Origin of the sequence: Sphingomonas corticis, from assembly GCF_012035195.1 — a bacterium.
In the GTDB taxonomy this organism is placed as follows: domain Bacteria; phylum Pseudomonadota; class Alphaproteobacteria; order Sphingomonadales; family Sphingomonadaceae; genus Sphingomonas; species Sphingomonas corticis.
The window spans coordinates 311,295-327,225 of sequence record NZ_JAAVJH010000001.1; the positions used below are offsets into that span (position 1 = coordinate 311,295).

The following is a 15,931-nucleotide window of genomic DNA, read 5'->3' on the forward strand; positions in this document are numbered from 1 at the left end:
AGAGGGGCCGGGTTGCGAGCCGGGGCGCGCCCCGCCATAGCGCTGGCATGCACGACATCCGCCTGATCCGCGACGATCCCGCCGCCTTCGACGCCGCCCTCGCGAGGCGCGGGCTCGCGCCGGTCTCGGCGGAGGTGCTGGCGATCGACGAGCGCGCGCGCGCGCTGACGACCGAGGTGCAGGCGCTGCTCGCGCGCCGCAACGAGGCGTCCAAGGAGATCGGCGCCGCCAGATCGCGCCGCGACGATCCCACCGACCTGATGGCCGAGGTGGCGGCGCTGAAGGAGCGCTTGCCCGAGCTGGAGGCCGAACAGAAGGCCGCGGCCGCCACGCTGGTCGACCGGCTGGCGACCATCCCGAACCTGCCCGCCGACGACGTGCCCGACGGCGCGGACGAGAGCCATAACGTGGAGCTGAAGCGCTGGGGCACGCCGCGCACCTTCGCGTTCGCGCCGAAGGAACACGCCGACCTGGGTCCGGCGCTGGGCCTGGATTTCGAGACGGGTGCACGGCTGTCGGGCGCCCGCTTCACCTTCCTGCGCGGCGGCATCGCCCGGCTGCATCGCGCGCTCGCGCAGTTTATGATCGACCGCCACGTCGACGCGAACGGCTACGTCGAGTGCAACCCGCCGGTGCTGGTCAACGACGCCGCGATGTACGGCACGGACAAGCTGCCCAAGTTCGCGGACGATTCCTTCCGCACCACCGATGGCCGCTGGCTGATCCCGACCGCGGAGGTCAGCCTGACCGCGTCGGTCGCCGACCGCATCCTCGACGAGCTGGCCGAACCGATGCGCATGGCCGCGCACACGCTGTGCTTCCGCAGCGAGGCGGGCGCGGCGGGGCGCGACACGCGCGGCTTCATCCGGCAGCATCAGTTCGAGAAGGTCGAGCTGGTCAGCATCTGCCGCCCCGACGAGACCGATGCGGAACACGAGCGGATGACGCGTTGCGCCGAGGGGATCTTGGAGAAGCTCGACCTGCCCTACCGCCGCCTGCTCCTGTGCACGGGCGACATGGGCTTCGGCGCGCGCCGCACCTTCGACCTGGAGGTGTGGCTGCCCGGCCAGGACGCGTGGCGCGAGATCTCGTCCTGCTCCGCGGTGGGGGATTTCCAGGCGCGCCGCATGAACGCGCGCTATCGGCCGGACGGCGAGAAGGGCACGCGCTTCGTCCACACGCTCAACGGATCGGGTCTCGCGGTCGGGCGCACGCTGGTCGCCGTGATCGAGAATTACCAGCAGGAGGACGGCTCGGTCGCGATCCCGAGCGTGCTTCAGCCGTATCTCGGCGGGCTGACCGTGCTGGAGCCGCGCCGGTGAGAATCCTCCTGTCCAACGACGACGGCTATCACGCCCCCGGCCTTGCCGTGCTCGAGAAGATCGCGGCGGAGCTGTCCGACGACGTGTGGATCGTGGCGCCGGCGGAGGAGCAGTCGGGCACCGGCCGCTCGCTCACGCTCACCCGGCCGCTGCGCGTGCGGCAGTTCGCCGAGCGGCGCTACGCCGTGGCGGGCACGCCCACCGACGCGGTGATGATCGCGCTGGCCGAGCTGATGAGCGACGGCCCGCCCGACCTGATCCTCTCCGGCGTGAACCGCGGCGGCAACCTGGCGGAGGACGTGATGTACTCCGGCACCGTTTCCGCCGCGATGGAGGGCGCGCTCGCCGGCATCCGCTCGGTCGCACTGTCGCAGCGCTACGGCGCGGTGGAGCCCGGCGACGACGTGTCCTTCGCCGCGGCGGAGGAGTGGGGCGCGCGGGTGCTGCGCCCGCTGCTCGACCACGACTGGCCTGCGCGCACGATGGTGAACGTCAATTTCCCCTCGCCCGACGCCGGCGCGGTGAAGGGCGTGAAGGTGGTGCCGCAGGGCCTGCGCGACTACGGCCGCGTCCGCTTCGACCCGCGCACCGATCCGCGCGGCTACCCCTATTACTGGCTGGCGCTGGGCAGCATCGCGCCGCCGTGCGACGACGGTACCGACCTGCCGACCGTGGCGGACGGCCATGTCACGGTCACGCCGCTGCACCTGGACCTGACGCACCACGCCTCGCTGCCCGCGCTGGAGGCGCTCTACCGCGGGTGATGCGGCGCGGCGCTGGTCTCCTGCCGCTGCTGCTCGCCGCCTGCCTGCCCGCGGGCGAGCGGCCGTCGCCGGAGGTGGCGGAGCCCGCGCCCGCGGCCGTCCCACCGCCGCAGGGGCCCGAACCGCCGGTGGAGAGCCCCGCCACCGGCGTTAGCCAGCTGCCCGCCCCCCGCCCCGCGTGGGAAGTGCGCCCCGTCGTTGCCGACGCGACGCCGGTCGCGCCGACCCGCCTGACGGTCCGCGCGGGCGAGACGCTGCGCGGCATCGCGGCGCGCACGGGCGCGGGCGTGGAGGCGATCGCGCGCGCCAACGGCCTCGCCCCGCCCTATCCGCTCGCCGCCGGGCAGGTGCTGGCCGTCCCCGGCGGGCGCTATCACCTTGTGAAGCCGGGGCAGACCGGCATCGCCATCGCGCGCGCCTATGGCGTGCGATGGGCGGAGGTGGTGGCGGCGAACTGCCTCGCCGAGCCGTTCGTGCTGCGCGTGGGCCAGCGGGTGCTGATCCCCGGCGACGCCGCGCGCCGCCCGTCCGCGGCGGAGCGTGCCGCCGCCTTCACGCTCGACATCGATTCGATCCTCACCGGCGGCCAGCCGGCCGTGGCGGCGAACCGGCCCGCGGCGAGGCCCGTTGCCACGCCGCGCCGCGTGCTGCCCGCCACCACCGCGGTCGTCGGCACCCCGCCGAGCCCCGGCCGGTTTGCCTGGCCGGTGGCCGGGCGCCTCGTCCGCCGCTTCGGCCCGGGCGCGAGCGGGGAGCGCAACGACGGCGTCAAGATCGCCGTCCCGCCCGGCACTCCCGTAAAGGCCGCCGCCGACGGCGAGGTCGCCTATGTCGGCGACGGGATCGCGGCACTGGGCGGGCTCGTGATCGTCCGGCACGGCGGCGGCTGGGCCTCGATCTACGGCCACGCCGGCAAGCTGCTGGTCCGCCGCGGCCAGGCGGTGAAGCGTGGGCAGACGATCGCCTTGTCGGGACAGTCCGGCTACGCCGACCGGCCCGAGCTGCATTTCGAGCTGCGCCGCGGGCGCACGCCGGTGGACCCGGTCGGGCAATTGCCGCGGCGCTGACCTTTCCGGCCACGCGAATCGTGCTAAGCGCGCCCGCATCATGACCGAGTTCCGCTCCGACCTGCTCCGCACCCTCGCCGCGCGCGGGTACATCCACCAGGCGACCGACGCCGCCGCGCTCGACGCGCTCGCCGCGTCCTCGGTGGTGCCGGGCTACATCGGCTTCGATCCGACCGCGCCGTCGCTGCACGTCGGCAGCCTGGTGCAGATCATGCTGCTGCGCCGCCTGCAGCAGAGCGGGCACAAGCCGGTCGTGCTGATGGGCGGCGGCACCGGCAAGATCGGCGATCCCAGCTTCAAGGACGAAGCGCGCAAGCTGTCGAGCGAGGAGACGATCGCGGCGAACATCGCCGGCATCCAGCGCATCTTCGCCCGCTTCCTCAGCTTCGGCGACGATCCGACCGACGCGGTGATGGTCAACAACGCCGACTGGCTCGACCGGCTGGAATACATCCCCTTCCTGCGCGAGGTGGGACAGCATTTCAGCGTCAATCGGATGCTCGGCTTCGATTCGGTGAAGCTGCGGCTGGATCGCGAACAGTCGCTCTCCTTCCTCGAATTCAACTACATGATCCTGCAGGGCTACGACTTCCGCGAGTTGGCGAAGCGGCTGGGCGTCCGCTTGCAGATGGGCGGCAGCGACCAGTGGGGGAACATCGTCAACGGTATCGAGCTGGCGCGACGGATGGACGGCGCGGAGGTGTTCGGCGTCACCACCCCGCTGCTGACCACCGCCTCGGGCGAGAAGATGGGCAAGACCGTGTCGGGCGCGGTGTGGCTGCACGAGGACCAGCTGCCGCACTTCGATTACTGGCAGTTCTGGCGCAACACCGACGACCGCGATGTCGGCCGCTTCCTGCGGCTGTTCACCGATTTGCCGCTGGACGAGATCGCCCGGCTGGAGGCGCTGGGCGGCGCAGAGATCAACGAGGCGAAGAAGGTGCTGGCGAACGAGGCGACCGCCATGTGCCGCGGCCCCGCCGCCGCTGCCGAAGCCGCGGAGACCGCGCGGCGCACGTTCGAGGAAGGCGCGAGCGGCGACGCGCTGCCGCAGATCGCCGCCGCAGGCTCGATCGCGCTTGTGGACGCACTGGTCGCGCTCGGCTTCGCCGCGTCGAAGGGCGAGGCGCGACGCCTCATCAAGGGCGGCGGCGCGCGCGTGGAGGGCGAGAAGGTGGCGGACGAGGCCGCGACCATCGCGCTCTCCGGCGCGCCGGTGCGCGTGTCCGCGGGCAAGAAGCACCACGGGCTGGTCGTGCCTTCCTGAGCCCCCGCTTCCCGCGCCGACCGTCCGCCGTCATCGGTACGCCTGGGATGACGCAGGCAAGGAGCGTCCTTGGCTAGGCCTTTCGTCGCATGGGCAGGGAGTTGGCCGCAGCGTTGACGCTTTGTTAACGCGTGGCTGATGAAGCCTTGGGTCCGTACCGAAAGGACCTAGCATGGCCCTGCGCCACGCCCCATGGCAGGAAGACCGCGCCACGCCGCGTGACGAGACGTGGCGCCGCGTCCGCGTGGCGGATGCGCAGGGCGCGCGGCTTCCGGTGCTGGTCGTCAACCTGTCGCCGCACGGCGCCATGGCGCGCGTGGACGAGCCGGTCGCGACCGGCGACCGCCTGCTGATCGACCTGCCCGTCGTCGGTCCCCGCGCCGCCGAGGTCCGCTGGTCGCTGGGTGGGCGGATCGGATGCAGGTTCGAGGTCGCGATCCCCGCGGAGGAGTATCCGCGCGTGCTGGCGATGATGCGATAGGCGAGCGAGCCGCGCAACGCCGCGGTAACCATCGCCGCGATACACGGCGTGCATGAGCGACGGGCGATGGCATGACGGGTGGCGCTGGGCCGCGATCGCCTGCCTGACGATCGTCGCCACGGCGCACGCGGTGAACATCGCCGATCCGTTCGGCATGGATTTCGTCAGCTTCTACGCCGCGGGGCGGCTGGCGCTCGCCGGCACGGCCGCCGACGCGTGGAACCTCGCCCGGCACCAGGCGATGGAGCTGACCGCGGTGGCGGAGCGGATGGGGATGCCCTTCCCCTACCCGCCCTTCTTCCTCTTCCTCGTCACGCCCTTCGCGCTGCTGCCGTTCGGCGGGGCCGCGCTCGCCTGGACCGTCGCCACCCTGGCGGCGCTGCTGGCGGCGTGGCGCGCGCTGATGCCGGGTGCGGTGCGGCTGGCAATGGCATTTCCTCCAGTCGTCGCGGCGGGCGTGATCGCGCAGAACGGCCTGCTCAGCGCCGCGCTGATGGGCGGCGGGGTCGCGCTGCTCGCGCGGCGGCCGTGGGTGGCGGGCGTGCTGTTCGGCGCGCTGGCCTACAAGCCCCAGCTCGGCCTCGCGATCCCGCTCGCGCTGCTCGCCGTGGCGGCGTGGCGCTCGATCGCGGCGGCGGTGCTGACGCTCGCCGCGCTGTCGCTCGCCAGCCTGGCGCTGTTCGGCCCGGCGGCCTGGACCGGGTTCGTCGAGTTGCTGCCGCTCTACGGCCGGATCGCGACGCAGGATCTGGTCGGCTGGCAGAAGATGGCGAGCCTCTACGCGCTCGCACGCGCGGGCGGCGTGCCCGATCCGCTGGCCTGGGCGATCCACGTGGCGGGGGCCGCGGCGGCGGTGGCGCTGATGCTGCGGACGTGGCGCACCACCGACGATCCGCTGGCACGCGCCGGCACGCTGGGCATCGCCAGCGCCACGATCAGCCCGTACCTCTACCTCTACGACCAGGCGATCCTGCTGCCCGCGGTTGGGCACCTGCTGGCGCGCGGAATGCGCCAGCGCACCGCCGCGCTGCTCTACGCCGTCCCCGCGCTCGCCTTCGCGATGATCGCGACGGAAGCGGGACGCCTGCCGGCCGCCCCGCTCCTCACGCTCGCCCTGCTCGCGCTCGCGTGGCGCCAGCATCTCGCCGCCACGCACCGCGACGGCCCGCGCCGCCTGCGGACCACGCCCGCCGCCGGCTGAGCCGGCGCTACGCGGCCACCTTCGGCGCCGCCGCGCGCACGCCGGGATCGACGTGGTCGGCGAATTGCGCGAAATTCTCGTTGAACAGGTCGACCAGCCGCGCGGCGGTGGCGTCGTAGGCCGGCTTGTCCGCCCAGGTCGCGCGCGGATCGAGGATCGCGGCATCGACGCCGGGCACCGCCACCGGCACCTTGAACCCGAAATTGGGGTCGGTGCGGAATTCCGCGTCGTTCAGGCTGCCGTCGAGCGCGGCGTTCAGCAGCGCGCGCGTGGCCTTGATCGGCATCCGGCTGCCCACGCCGTACTTGCCCCCGGTCCAACCCGTGTTGACCAGCCAGCAGTCCACCTGCCCGCGCGCGATCCGCTCCTTCAGCAGGTTGCCGTAGACCGACGGGTGGCGCGGCATGAACGGCGCGCCGAAGCAGGTGGAGAAGGTGGCGTCCGGCTCGGTCACGCCGATCTCCGTCCCCGCCACACGCGCGGTGTAGCCCGACAGGAAGTGGTACATCGCCTGGTCCGGCGTCAGCTTCGCGATTGGCGGCAGGATGCCGTAGGCGTCGGCGGTCAGCATCACGATGTTGCTGGGCACGCCGCCCATGTTCTCGTCCGACGAGTTCGGAATGAAGTCGATCGGATAGGCGCCGCGCGAATTCTCGGCCAGGCTGTTGTCGTCGAGGTCGAGCTGCCGCGTCACCTCGTCCATCACCACGTTCTCCAGCACGGTGCCGAAGCGCTTGGTCGTGGCGAAGATCTCCGGCTCGGCGTCGGCGGACAGGCGTATCATCTTGGCGTAGCAGCCGCCCTCGAAATTGAAGACCGCGGTGTCGGACCAGCCGTGCTCGTCGTCGCCGATCAGCGTGCGCTGCGGGTCGGCGGACAGCGTCGTCTTGCCGGTGCCCGACAGGCCGAAGAACACCGCGGTGCGCCCGTCCGCGCCCATGTTCGCCGAACAGTGCATCGGCATCACGCCGGTCGTCGGCAATAGGTAATTGAGGATGCCGAATACCGACTTCTTCATCTCGCCGGCGTATTTGGTGCCACCGATCAGCACCAGCTTCTCGGTGAAGTTCACCGCGATCACCGTCTCGCTGCGCGTGCCGTGCCGCGCGGGATCGGCGCGGAAGCTGGGCAGGTCGATGATCGTGTAATCCGCCTCGAAACCCTTCAGCTCGGGCTCTTCCGGCCGGACCAGCATGGTGCGGATGAACAGGTTGTGCCAGGCGAGCTCGTTGACGACGCGCACGCGCACCCGGTGCCCCGGCTGCGATCCGCCGTACAGGTCCTGCACGAACAGGTCCGCCTTGTCGCGCAGCTGGGCGAGGAAGTCCTCCTTCAGCGCGGCGAAATGCGCCGGGTCCATGCCCTTGTTCGACTTGCCCCACCACACGCTGGGTTCGGTTTCGGCGTCGCGGACGATGAACTTGTCCTGCGCGCTGCGGCCGGTGTGCTGGCCGGTCTCCACCACCAGCGGGCCGTCGGCGGAGAGCTTGCCCTCGTTGCGGGCGACCGCCGCCTCCACCAGCCGTGCCGTCACCAGGTTCCAGTGCAGCGTGGCGCGGGTCTCGATGCCCTGGGCCTCCAGCCCGGCGTCCGGAATGCGATCGCTCAACTCGTTTCCCCTCGGTTTCTATCTCGCGCATACGTATGCGTCGTTGCCCCGCGCATATCGGTGGCGGGCGGGGGCGTCAAACCGGCGCCGATTGACCTTTGCGGCATAACGGCTAGCGCTGGCTCGGTTATGACCGCCACGATCGCCCTGGTCGACGACGACCGCAACATCCTGACGTCGGTCTCGATCGCGCTCCAGACCGAGGGGTTCCTGACCCGCCTCTACTCGGACGGGGAGACCGCGCTGAAGGCGCTGGTCGACAATCCGTGCGACCTTGCCATCCTCGACATCAAAATGCCGCAGATGGACGGGCTGGAGCTGCTGCGCCGCCTGCGCGAGAAGAGCCAGGTGCCGGTCATCTTTCTCACCAGCAAGGACGACGAGCTGGACGAGGCGCTGGGCCTCGCCATGGGTGCGGACGATTACATCGCCAAGCCGTTCAGCCAACGCCTGCTGATCGCGCGCATCCGCGCCATCCTGCGCCGCGCCGAACTGTCCGCCGCGCCCGACGACGGCGAGGCCGAGGTGCAGGGTCCGCTGGAACGCGGCCGGCTGCTGATGGACCCGGCGCGCCACCGCGTCAGCTGGAACGGCCACCCGGTGACGCTGACCGTCACCGAATTCCTGATCCTCGAGACGCTGGCGCAGCGCCCCGGCATCGTGAAGACGCGCAACCAGCTGATGGACGCGGCCTACCAGGACGACATCTACGTCGACGACCGCACCATCGACTCGCACATCAAGCGCGTGCGCCGCAAGTTCCGCGAGGTGGACGAGGCCTTCGATTCGATCGAGACGCTCTATGGCGCCGGCTACCGTTTCGCGGAGGAGTGAGGCGCACGCAGGCGAGCAGGCGGCCAACTGGTCCGGCCGGGTCTCGCTCACGCCGCGCATCCTCGCCGTGAACGCGATCGCGCTGCTGCTGCTGGCCGGCGGCTTCTTCTACCTCGATTCCTTCCGCAGCCGCATCCTCGACGGCCGCACGGAACAGGCCGCGCGAGAGGCGCAGCTGATGGGCGAGGCGCTGGCCGCCGTGCCCGCGGCGCAGCGGCCCGCGCTGCTGACGCGGTTGGCGGTGGACACGGGCACGCGGCTGCGCGTCTACGCCGCCGACGGCGCGGCGCTGGCGGACAGCGCGGCGCTGGGCGTGCGGAACTTCCGGCTGGTCGATCCGAACACCGACGGCTGGGGACAGCGCAGCGCGCGCTGGCTGGACGCGGCGATCGACCGGATCGTCCGCGCGCCCCGCACGCCGCTCTATCGCGAGCGGCGCGACGGGCGGCGCTGGCCCGACGTGGCCGCGATCGGCTCGGGCCGCCCCACCTCCGCGTCGGTCTGGCGTGCGCCCGATCGCACGCCGGTCATCACCGCGGCCGCCGCCCTCCCCTCGGGCGAGCGCCTGCTCTCGACGGTCAACGCTCGCGACGTGACCGAGCGGGTGCGCGTGGAGCGGTTCCGCCTGTCCGTGCTGCTGATCGTCGTCGCCGCGATCAGCCTGTCGCTGTCGCTGTTTTTGGCGCGCACCATCGTCAACCCGTTGCGCCGCCTCGCCCGCGCCGCGGTGCGCGTGCGGCTGGGCCGGGCGCGCGAGGTGGTGGTGCCGCGCCTGCCCGACCGGCGCGACGAGATCGGGATGCTCGCCCGCGCGCTCAGCGACATGAGCCTCGCGCTGCGCGCCCGTATCGACGCGACGGAGGCGTTCGCCGCGGATGTGACGCACGAGCTGAAGAACCCGCTCGCCTCGCTCCGTTCCGCCGCCGACGCGCTGGAGCGCGTGGAGGATCCCGCGCTGCGCGCTCGCCTGCTCGCCATCGTCTCCGACGACGTGCACCGGCTCGACCGGCTCATCAGCGACATCTCCGACGCCTCGCGGCTCGATGCGCAGCTCGCCCGCGCCACCTTCGAACCGGTGGACGTCGGCGGGATGCTCGCCGCGCAGGTCGCCGCGCGAACCGAGCGCGAGGTGGCGCGCGGGGTGCGGCTGCGCTTCGACCGGCAGGACGATGGCGGCCTCGTCGTGCTGGGCGAAGGCGCGCGGCTGGAGCGGGTGTTCGCGAACCTGATCGACAATGCCGTCTCCTTCTCGCCCGCGGGCGGCACCGTTTCCATCGCCGCGCGGCGCGTTGGCGAGGAGCTGGAGGTGCGTGTCGAGGACGAGGGGCCGGGCGTGCCGGAGGAGGCGCGCGAGACCATCTTCCGCCGCTTCCACTCCGTCCGCCCCTCCGGCGAGGCGTTCGGCGAGCACAGCGGCCTGGGGCTCGCCATCGCGCGCACGATCGTCGAGGGGCACCAGGGCGACATCCGCGTGGAACCGCGCGAGGATCGGCTCGCCGGCGCGCGTTTCGTCGTCCGCCTGCCGCTGGCGCACGCGTGACCGCGCCGGTCCACGCCACCTGCGTGGCGATTGGCGGGCGCGGCGTCCTGATCCTGGGCGAATCGGGCGCGGGGAAGTCCGATCTGGCCATGCGATTGATCGACCGTGGTGCGCGCCTGGTGTCCGACGACTATACCCGGCTGGAGAACGACGCCGGCGCGCTGGTAGCGAGCGCGCCGGGGACGATCGCGGGAAAGATGGAGGTGCGCGGCCTGGGCATCGTCACGATGCCGTATCAGGATCGCGCCACGATCGCGCTGGCCGTCCGGCTGGGCGTGGAGGAGCGGATGCCCGACGCGGCGACGCTGACGCTGGCCGGCGTCGCGGTGCCGCAGGTGACGATCGATCCGCGCGCGCCCTCCGCGCCGATCAAGGTGGAATGGGCGATGGAGCAGATGGCGCGATGACGGACGAGCCGATCGAGGCGCTGCCGGTGGGGGCGCCGCCGGTGGAGGTGCTGCCGGTGGAGGTGCTGCCGGTGGAGGTGCTGCCGGTGGAGGTGCTGATCGTCACCGGCATGTCCGGTGCCGGCCGCGTCACCGTGATGAAGGCGCTGGAGGACCTGGGCTGGGAAGTGGTCGACAACCTGCCCATGTCGCTCCTGACCGCCATGCTGGACGGCGAGCGGCGCGAGGGCGGCGGCCGGCGCCCGATCGCGCTGGGCCTCGGCGCGCAGACCCGCGACTTCGATCCGGAAACCGCGATCGCAGCAATCGACGCGCTGCGTGCCGATCCGGCGTTCGAGATCGGCGTCCTCTTCCTCGATTGCGCCACGCACGAGCTGGAACGCCGCTACGACGAGACGCGCCGTCGCCACCCGCTGGCCGCGGACCGCCCCGCGCGCGACGGCATCGTCGGCGAACGCGCGCTGCTGTCGCCGCTGCGCGGCTGGGCCAACCGGCTGATCGACACCAGCACGCTGTCCGCGCACGATCTTGCCGCGCGCATCCGCCGCGACTTCGCGCGCGACGGGCTGGGCGGGACGACGCTGTCGGTCCAGTCGTTCGGCTTCGCCCGCGGCGTGCCGACGGAGGCGGACCTCGTCTTCGACATGCGCTTCCTGCGCAATCCCCATTGGGACGAGGCGCTTCGCCCGCTCACCGGGCGCGATCCCGCGGTCGCCGCCTATGTCGCCGCCGACCCCGCCTACGAGGAGGCGGTGGGTCGGATCGAGGAGCTGCTGCTGCTGCTGCTTCCCCGCTATCGCGCCGAAGGCAAGGCCTATGTCACCATCGCGATCGGGTGTACCGGAGGGAAACACCGCTCGGTCCACGTCGCCGAACGGATCGCGAAGCGGTTGCGCGACGCGGGGTTTTCGCCCACCATCGCGCATCGCGACCTGGCGGCGGCACCGCAGGATGCGCTCGAAGGACGGCCGCGCCGGTAAAGAGCCCGAGACGATGAACGGAATATCGATGCAGATGATCGGGCTGGTGCTCGTCACCCACGGCCGGCTGGCCGACGAGTTCGTGACCGCGATGGAACATGTCGTCGGCCCGCAGAAGCAGATCCGCACCGTCTGCATCGGGCCGGAGGACGACATGGAGGGCCGGCGTGCCGACATCGCCGCCGCCATCGCCGACGTCGACGGGGGACGCGGCGTGATCGTGCTGACCGACCTGTTCGGCGGCACCCCCTCCAACCTCGCCATCAGCCTGATGGAGCGGGGACGCGTGGAAGTGATCGCGGGAATCAACCTGCCCATGCTGATCCGGCTCGAATCGGCGCGCAAGGCGATGACCGTCGTCGCCGCGGTGGCCGCCGCGCGCGAGGCGGGGCGCAAGTACATCTCCGTCGCCTCCGAAGTGCTGGGCGAGGCCGCGGCTTGAGCGCGTCGCGCGAGGTGGAGATCACCAACCGCCGCGGGCTGCACGCGCGCGCGAGCGCCAAGTTCGTCACGCTGGCCAGCACGCAGCCGATCCCCGTGACGGTGGCGAAGGGCGGCTCCGAAGTCACCGGGACGTCGATCATGGGGCTGATGATGCTGGGCGCCGCGCGCGGCGACACGATCACGATCAGCGCCACCGGCGACGAGGCGGAGGCGGTGGTCGCGACGATGTGCGCGCTGGTGGAGGACAAGTTCGGCGAGGATTGAGCGCCCTTCCCCCCGCTTCTCCCCTCCGCTACCGCCCGGCCATGCCGCGCGAGATCACCGCCTTCTCCAACCCGCTGGTCAAGCGCGTCCAGGCGCTGCGCGAGAAGCGCCACCGGCGCGAGGAGGGCCTGTTCCTCGCCGAGGGGCTGCGCATCCTGACCGAGGCGCGCGAGACCGGGCGCGTGCCCCGCTTCCTGTTCTTCGCCGCCGCCAGCGCCGCGCACCCGCTGGTCCGCGCGCTCGTCCATGCGGTGGAGGCGGCGGGGGGCGAGGCGGTGGAGACGACGCCCGCCATCCTCTCCAAGCTGTCGGGGAAGGACAATCCGCAGGCGGTGGTCGGCGTGTTTGACCAGTTCGAGACGCGGCTCGACCAGCTGGATCGCGGCGCGGCGTCGATCTTTCTCGTCGCGGAGCGTCTGCGCGATCCCGGCAACCTCGGCACCATCCTGCGCACCGGCGACGCGGTGGGCGCGGGCGGGCTGATCCTCGTCGGCGACTGCGTCGATCCCTTCTCCGTGGAGGCGGTGCGCGCCAGCATGGGCGCGCTGTTCACCGTGCCGATCGTGCGGACCGGGTGGGAGGAGTTCCTCGCCTGGCTGCGCGGCGGCCCGGGCCAGCTCGTCGGCCTGAGCCTCCAGACCGAGCACGACTACCGCGCCGTCGCCTATGCCGCGCCCACCTTCCTGCTTACCGGCAACGAGGCGCAGGGATTGCCCGACGACTACGAGGCGGCGTGCGACCTGCTCGTGAAGCTGCCGATGCTGGGCAAGGCGGACAGCCTGAACGCCGCCGTCGCCACCGCCGTCATGGCCTATGAGGTGCTCGCGCGGCATCGCTGATCCAGCGTGCGTTCATCCGCCCGCCGGCTAGGATCGATCGCCAGGGAGATGCCGATGTTGATGCTCACGATCCTCGCCGCCGCCGCGCCCGCCGCCGCTTCCCCCGCCGCTGCCGCCACGCCGCCGAACACCTATCGCGCGCTCGGCACCGAGCCGTTCTGGAACGTCGTCGTCGAAGGGCGCCAGCTGCGCCTCAGCGAGCCGGGCAAGCCCGAGGTCCTGCTGCTCGTGCGCTCGCCCGTCGCCACCGCGCGCGGGTGGCGCTGGCGCAACCCGGCGGTGACGATGGAAACGGAGCGGCGCCCCTGCAGCGACGGGATGAGCGACCGCCGCTTCCCCGATCGCGTCACCGTCACCTACCGCGGGCGCACGCTGCGCGGGTGCGGTGGCGCGGCGGCGGGGGCCGCCGCACTCGCGGGCACCGGCTGGCGCGTGACGGCGATCGACGGCCGCACCGTGCGCCTGCCGCGCGCCGCGACGCTGCGCTTCACCGCCGATCGCATGGAGGGCTTCTCCGGCTGCAACCGCTTCAGCGGCAACTATGCGCTGGAACGCGACCGGCTCGCCCCCGGCCCGCTCCGCTCGACGCGCATGGCGTGCATCGGCGCGGGCGGCGCGGTGGAGACTCGGCTGATGACGATCCTCGGTGCGCCCGCGACGCTGCGCTGGCAAGGGAAGGAGACGCTGGTGCTGCGCGGAACAGGCGGCACGCGCGGCACGGTAACGCTGCGGCGGGAATAGCGTCTCCGCCGCCTCGCGGACTATTCCGCCGCCTCGTCCACTACCGGCGCCAGCTTGGTCAGTGGGCGTGCGATCTGCTCGCCGACTGGCAGCGATTCGATCGCACGGGTGCCGGTGTCGATGTTCAACGCCTCGAACCGCTTCGCGCTGGTCAGCACCTGGCTCTCCAGGCTGCCGACGAAGGCGTTGTACGCGCCCATGGCCGTGTCGAGGTTCTTGCCCAGTTTGGAGACGTGCGCGCCCATCGTCGCCAGCCGCGCGTACAGCTCCTTGCCCAGCGTGGCGATCTCCTGCGCCTGCGCCGCCAGCTTCTCCTGCCGCCATACCGCCGACACGGTGCGCGCGATCGCGATCAGGTTCGTCGGCGTCGCCAGCAGCACGCGCCGGTCGAACGCATCCTCCCACAACCGCGGATCGTGCTCCAGCGCGGCGGTCAGGAAATGCTCCCCCGGCACGAACATGATGACATAATCGGGCGCATCGTCGAACTGCGCCCAGTATGCCTTGGCGCCCAATGCGGCGACATGTGCGCGCATCGATTGCGTATGCGCGGTCAGCGCCACCTGCCGCTCACCCTCGTCCACCGCGCCGAACGCGTCCTGATAGGCGTTGAGCGACACCTTGGCGTCGATGATGAGCGACTTGCCGCCGGGCACCCGCACGATCGCGTCCGGCCGCAGCCGCCCGCCGTCCTCCCCGGCGACGGACACTTCCATGCGGAAGTCGGTGTGCTCGGCAAGCCCGCAGCTCTCCAGCACGTTGCGCAATTGCTGCTCGCCCCAGCGCCCGCGCGCCTTGGGCGCGTTGCGCAGCGCGTTGACCAGCTTCGCCGCCTCACCGGAGACGCGCTCCTGCCCGGCGCGCAGCGCCTCGATCTGCCCGTGGAGCTGACCGAAGGCGTCGCGCCGTGCCGCCTCCACCTGCTCGACGCCGGCCTCGTAGCGGTGCAGCCGCTCGTGCACCGGCTGGAGCAGCGCCTTCAGCCCTTGCCCCGCCGCCTCCTCGGACTGGCGGAAGCGCGCCTCCGCGCGGTCGAGGAACGCCTTCTGCGCCTCGCCCAGGGTCGACTGCGCCACCTCCTTGAAGCGGCGTTCCAGATCGTCGGCGGTGGATTTCAGGTCGGCGATCCGCTCCGCCGCGGCGCGCCCCTCCGCTTCCAGCGTGGCGACCTGCCGCGCCGCGACGTCGCGCTCGGTCCGCGCCGCTCCCAGCTCGGTACGCAGCGCCTCCGCCGCCTTCGCGCGCTCCTCCGCCGCGGCGAGATCGGCGATCGCGCGCCTGAACTGCGCCGCCTCCGCATCGCGCTCGCCGCGCGCCGCCACGACGCCGCGCTGCGCGATCAGCCAGCCGGCGACGAGGCCGAGGACGAGCGCGAGCAGCGCATAGGGGAGGATATCGGCCATCGGAGCGAACATAGCCGGAACGCGAAGGCCGGGGCAAGCCCCGCGCCCGACCCCCAGCCCGTCACCCCGCCCGGCGCAGCTTGTCCAGCTTCTTCAGCAACATGCCCCGCTTCAATCGGGAGATGTGATCGATGAACAGTACGCCGTTCAAGTGATCGATCTCGTGCTGCATGCACGTCGCCATCAGCCCGTCGAACTCGGCCTCCTGCCGCGCGCCGTCCGTGTCGAGCCACGTCACCCGGCAGCGTGCCGGGCGGGTCACCTCGGCATATTGCTCCGGGATCGAGAGGCAGCCTTCGTTGTAGGTCGACAGCTCCTCGCTGACCTCGACGATCTCCGGATTGATGAAGGCGTGCGGATCGCGCGCCGCCTCGGGCGCGGGCTCCTCCTCCTCCGTCTCGCGGTCCTGCAGGTCGATGACGACGATGCGCTGGAGGATGCCGACCTGGATCGCGGCCAGGCCGATGCCGCGCGCGTCGTACATCGTGTCGAACATGTCGGCGACGATGCCGCGCACCTCGTCCGTCACCTCGGCCACGGGCGCGCACGTCCGGCGCAGGACGGGATCGGGAACCTCGACGATGGGAAGAATAGCCATGCCGCGCGCCTTAGGCGACGGGGCAGCGCGTTCGCAATGGATAGGTTGGCTGGAGGTAGGTTGGCTGGGATTAGGTGGATGGGCGAGGACCAGAGATAGTGGCGCAGAGACGCGGAAGCGCAGAGCTGTTCGGTTCTCCGCGCAGCGGCTGTCCTCCAGGCGGCTGGGAT

The 15,931-nt window shown here is 71.9% G+C and carries 17 protein-coding genes; 14 read left to right on the forward strand and 3 right to left on the reverse strand.

All coding sequences use genetic code 11. The features are described 5' to 3' along the window. The first annotated feature begins 47 nt into the window (after positions 1-47). From serS to HBH26_RS01625, 6 genes are all read left to right on the forward strand, one after another. Complete coding sequence (serS, locus tag HBH26_RS01600; RefSeq protein WP_168132802.1) at positions 48-1,322, forward strand: serine--tRNA ligase; 1,275 nt, start codon at positions 48-50, stop codon at positions 1,320-1,322. Then, positions 1,319-2,086 (forward strand): 5'/3'-nucleotidase SurE, encoded by a 768-nt coding sequence (surE, locus tag HBH26_RS01605; RefSeq protein ID WP_168132804.1) that lies wholly within the window; start codon positions 1,319-1,321, stop codon positions 2,084-2,086. Before serS ends, surE begins: the two co-directional genes overlap by 4 nt. Beyond that, positions 2,086-3,153 (forward strand): M23 family metallopeptidase, encoded by a 1,068-nt coding sequence (locus HBH26_RS01610; RefSeq protein ID WP_168132806.1) that lies wholly within the window; start codon positions 2,086-2,088, stop codon positions 3,151-3,153. The genes surE and HBH26_RS01610 overlap by 1 nt, the downstream gene beginning before the upstream one ends. A gap of 40 nt (positions 3,154-3,193) precedes the next feature. Then, positions 3,194-4,420 carry a tyrosine--tRNA ligase gene (gene tyrS / locus HBH26_RS01615; protein ID WP_168132808.1) on the forward strand — a complete coding sequence of 409 codons (1,227 nt, stop codon included), beginning with the start codon at positions 3,194-3,196 and terminating at the stop codon, positions 4,418-4,420. Positions 4,421-4,592: 172 nt separating this feature from the next. Then, positions 4,593-4,901, forward strand: coding sequence for a PilZ domain-containing protein (locus HBH26_RS01620; protein ID WP_168132810.1), 309 nt, complete (start codon positions 4,593-4,595; stop codon positions 4,899-4,901). 52 nt (positions 4,902-4,953) lie between these two features. Next, positions 4,954-6,102, forward strand: a complete 1,149-nt coding sequence (locus HBH26_RS01625) for a glycosyltransferase family 87 protein (RefSeq protein ID WP_168132811.1) — start codon at positions 4,954-4,956, stop codon at positions 6,100-6,102. Positions 6,103-6,109: 7 nt separating this feature from the next. Here HBH26_RS01625 and HBH26_RS01630 read toward each other — a convergent pair whose 3' ends face one another. Continuing rightward, positions 6,110-7,711 carry a phosphoenolpyruvate carboxykinase gene (locus HBH26_RS01630; protein WP_168132813.1) on the reverse strand — a complete coding sequence of 534 codons (1,602 nt, stop codon included), beginning with the start codon at positions 7,709-7,711 and terminating at the stop codon, positions 6,110-6,112. 129 nt (positions 7,712-7,840) lie between these two features. On the opposite strand from HBH26_RS01630, the gene HBH26_RS01635 reads away from it, so the two are divergent. From HBH26_RS01635 to HBH26_RS01670, 8 genes are all read left to right on the forward strand, one after another. After that, positions 7,841-8,545 (forward strand): response regulator transcription factor, encoded by a 705-nt coding sequence (locus HBH26_RS01635; protein WP_168132814.1) that lies wholly within the window; start codon positions 7,841-7,843, stop codon positions 8,543-8,545. Next, positions 8,514-10,085, forward strand: a complete 1,572-nt coding sequence (locus tag HBH26_RS01640; RefSeq protein ID WP_168132816.1) for a sensor histidine kinase — start codon at positions 8,514-8,516, stop codon at positions 10,083-10,085. The genes HBH26_RS01635 and HBH26_RS01640 overlap by 32 nt, the downstream gene beginning before the upstream one ends. Next, complete coding sequence (locus HBH26_RS01645; RefSeq protein WP_168132818.1) at positions 10,082-10,492, forward strand: HPr kinase/phosphatase C-terminal domain-containing protein; 411 nt, start codon at positions 10,082-10,084, stop codon at positions 10,490-10,492. Before HBH26_RS01640 ends, HBH26_RS01645 begins: the two co-directional genes overlap by 4 nt. A gap of 80 nt (positions 10,493-10,572) precedes the next feature. After that, a complete protein-coding gene (gene rapZ, locus HBH26_RS01650; protein ID WP_275402929.1) occupies positions 10,573-11,472 on the forward strand; it encodes an RNase adapter RapZ in 900 nt (299 codons plus the stop codon). Between the two features lie 34 nt (positions 11,473-11,506). Further along, on the forward strand, positions 11,507-11,914 hold the full coding sequence (locus HBH26_RS01655; protein WP_168133054.1) for a PTS sugar transporter subunit IIA: 408 nt from the start codon (positions 11,507-11,509) through the stop codon (positions 11,912-11,914). Continuing rightward, positions 11,911-12,180: an HPr family phosphocarrier protein gene (locus tag HBH26_RS01660; protein ID WP_168132820.1), complete on the forward strand. Its 270-nt coding sequence runs from the start codon at positions 11,911-11,913 to the stop codon at positions 12,178-12,180. Before HBH26_RS01655 ends, HBH26_RS01660 begins: the two co-directional genes overlap by 4 nt. A gap of 41 nt (positions 12,181-12,221) precedes the next feature. Beyond that, positions 12,222-13,019, forward strand: a complete 798-nt coding sequence (locus HBH26_RS01665) for a TrmH family RNA methyltransferase (protein WP_168132821.1) — start codon at positions 12,222-12,224, stop codon at positions 13,017-13,019. Between the two features lie 54 nt (positions 13,020-13,073). Next, positions 13,074-13,760 carry an META domain-containing protein gene (locus HBH26_RS01670; protein WP_209308255.1) on the forward strand — a complete coding sequence of 229 codons (687 nt, stop codon included), beginning with the start codon at positions 13,074-13,076 and terminating at the stop codon, positions 13,758-13,760. A 20-nt stretch (positions 13,761-13,780) separates the two neighbouring features. Here the strand turns inward: HBH26_RS01670 and HBH26_RS01675 are convergent, their stop codons facing one another. Next, the gene (locus HBH26_RS01675; protein ID WP_168132822.1) at positions 13,781-15,163 is read right to left on the reverse strand and encodes a DNA recombination protein RmuC; all 1,383 of its coding nucleotides are present in this window, start codon (positions 15,161-15,163) and stop codon (positions 13,781-13,783) included. Positions 15,164-15,224: 61 nt separating this feature from the next. Further along, on the reverse strand, positions 15,225-15,761 hold the full coding sequence (def, locus tag HBH26_RS01680) for a peptide deformylase (RefSeq protein WP_168132824.1): 537 nt from the start codon (positions 15,759-15,761) through the stop codon (positions 15,225-15,227). Positions 15,762-15,931: the final 170 nt, after the last annotated feature.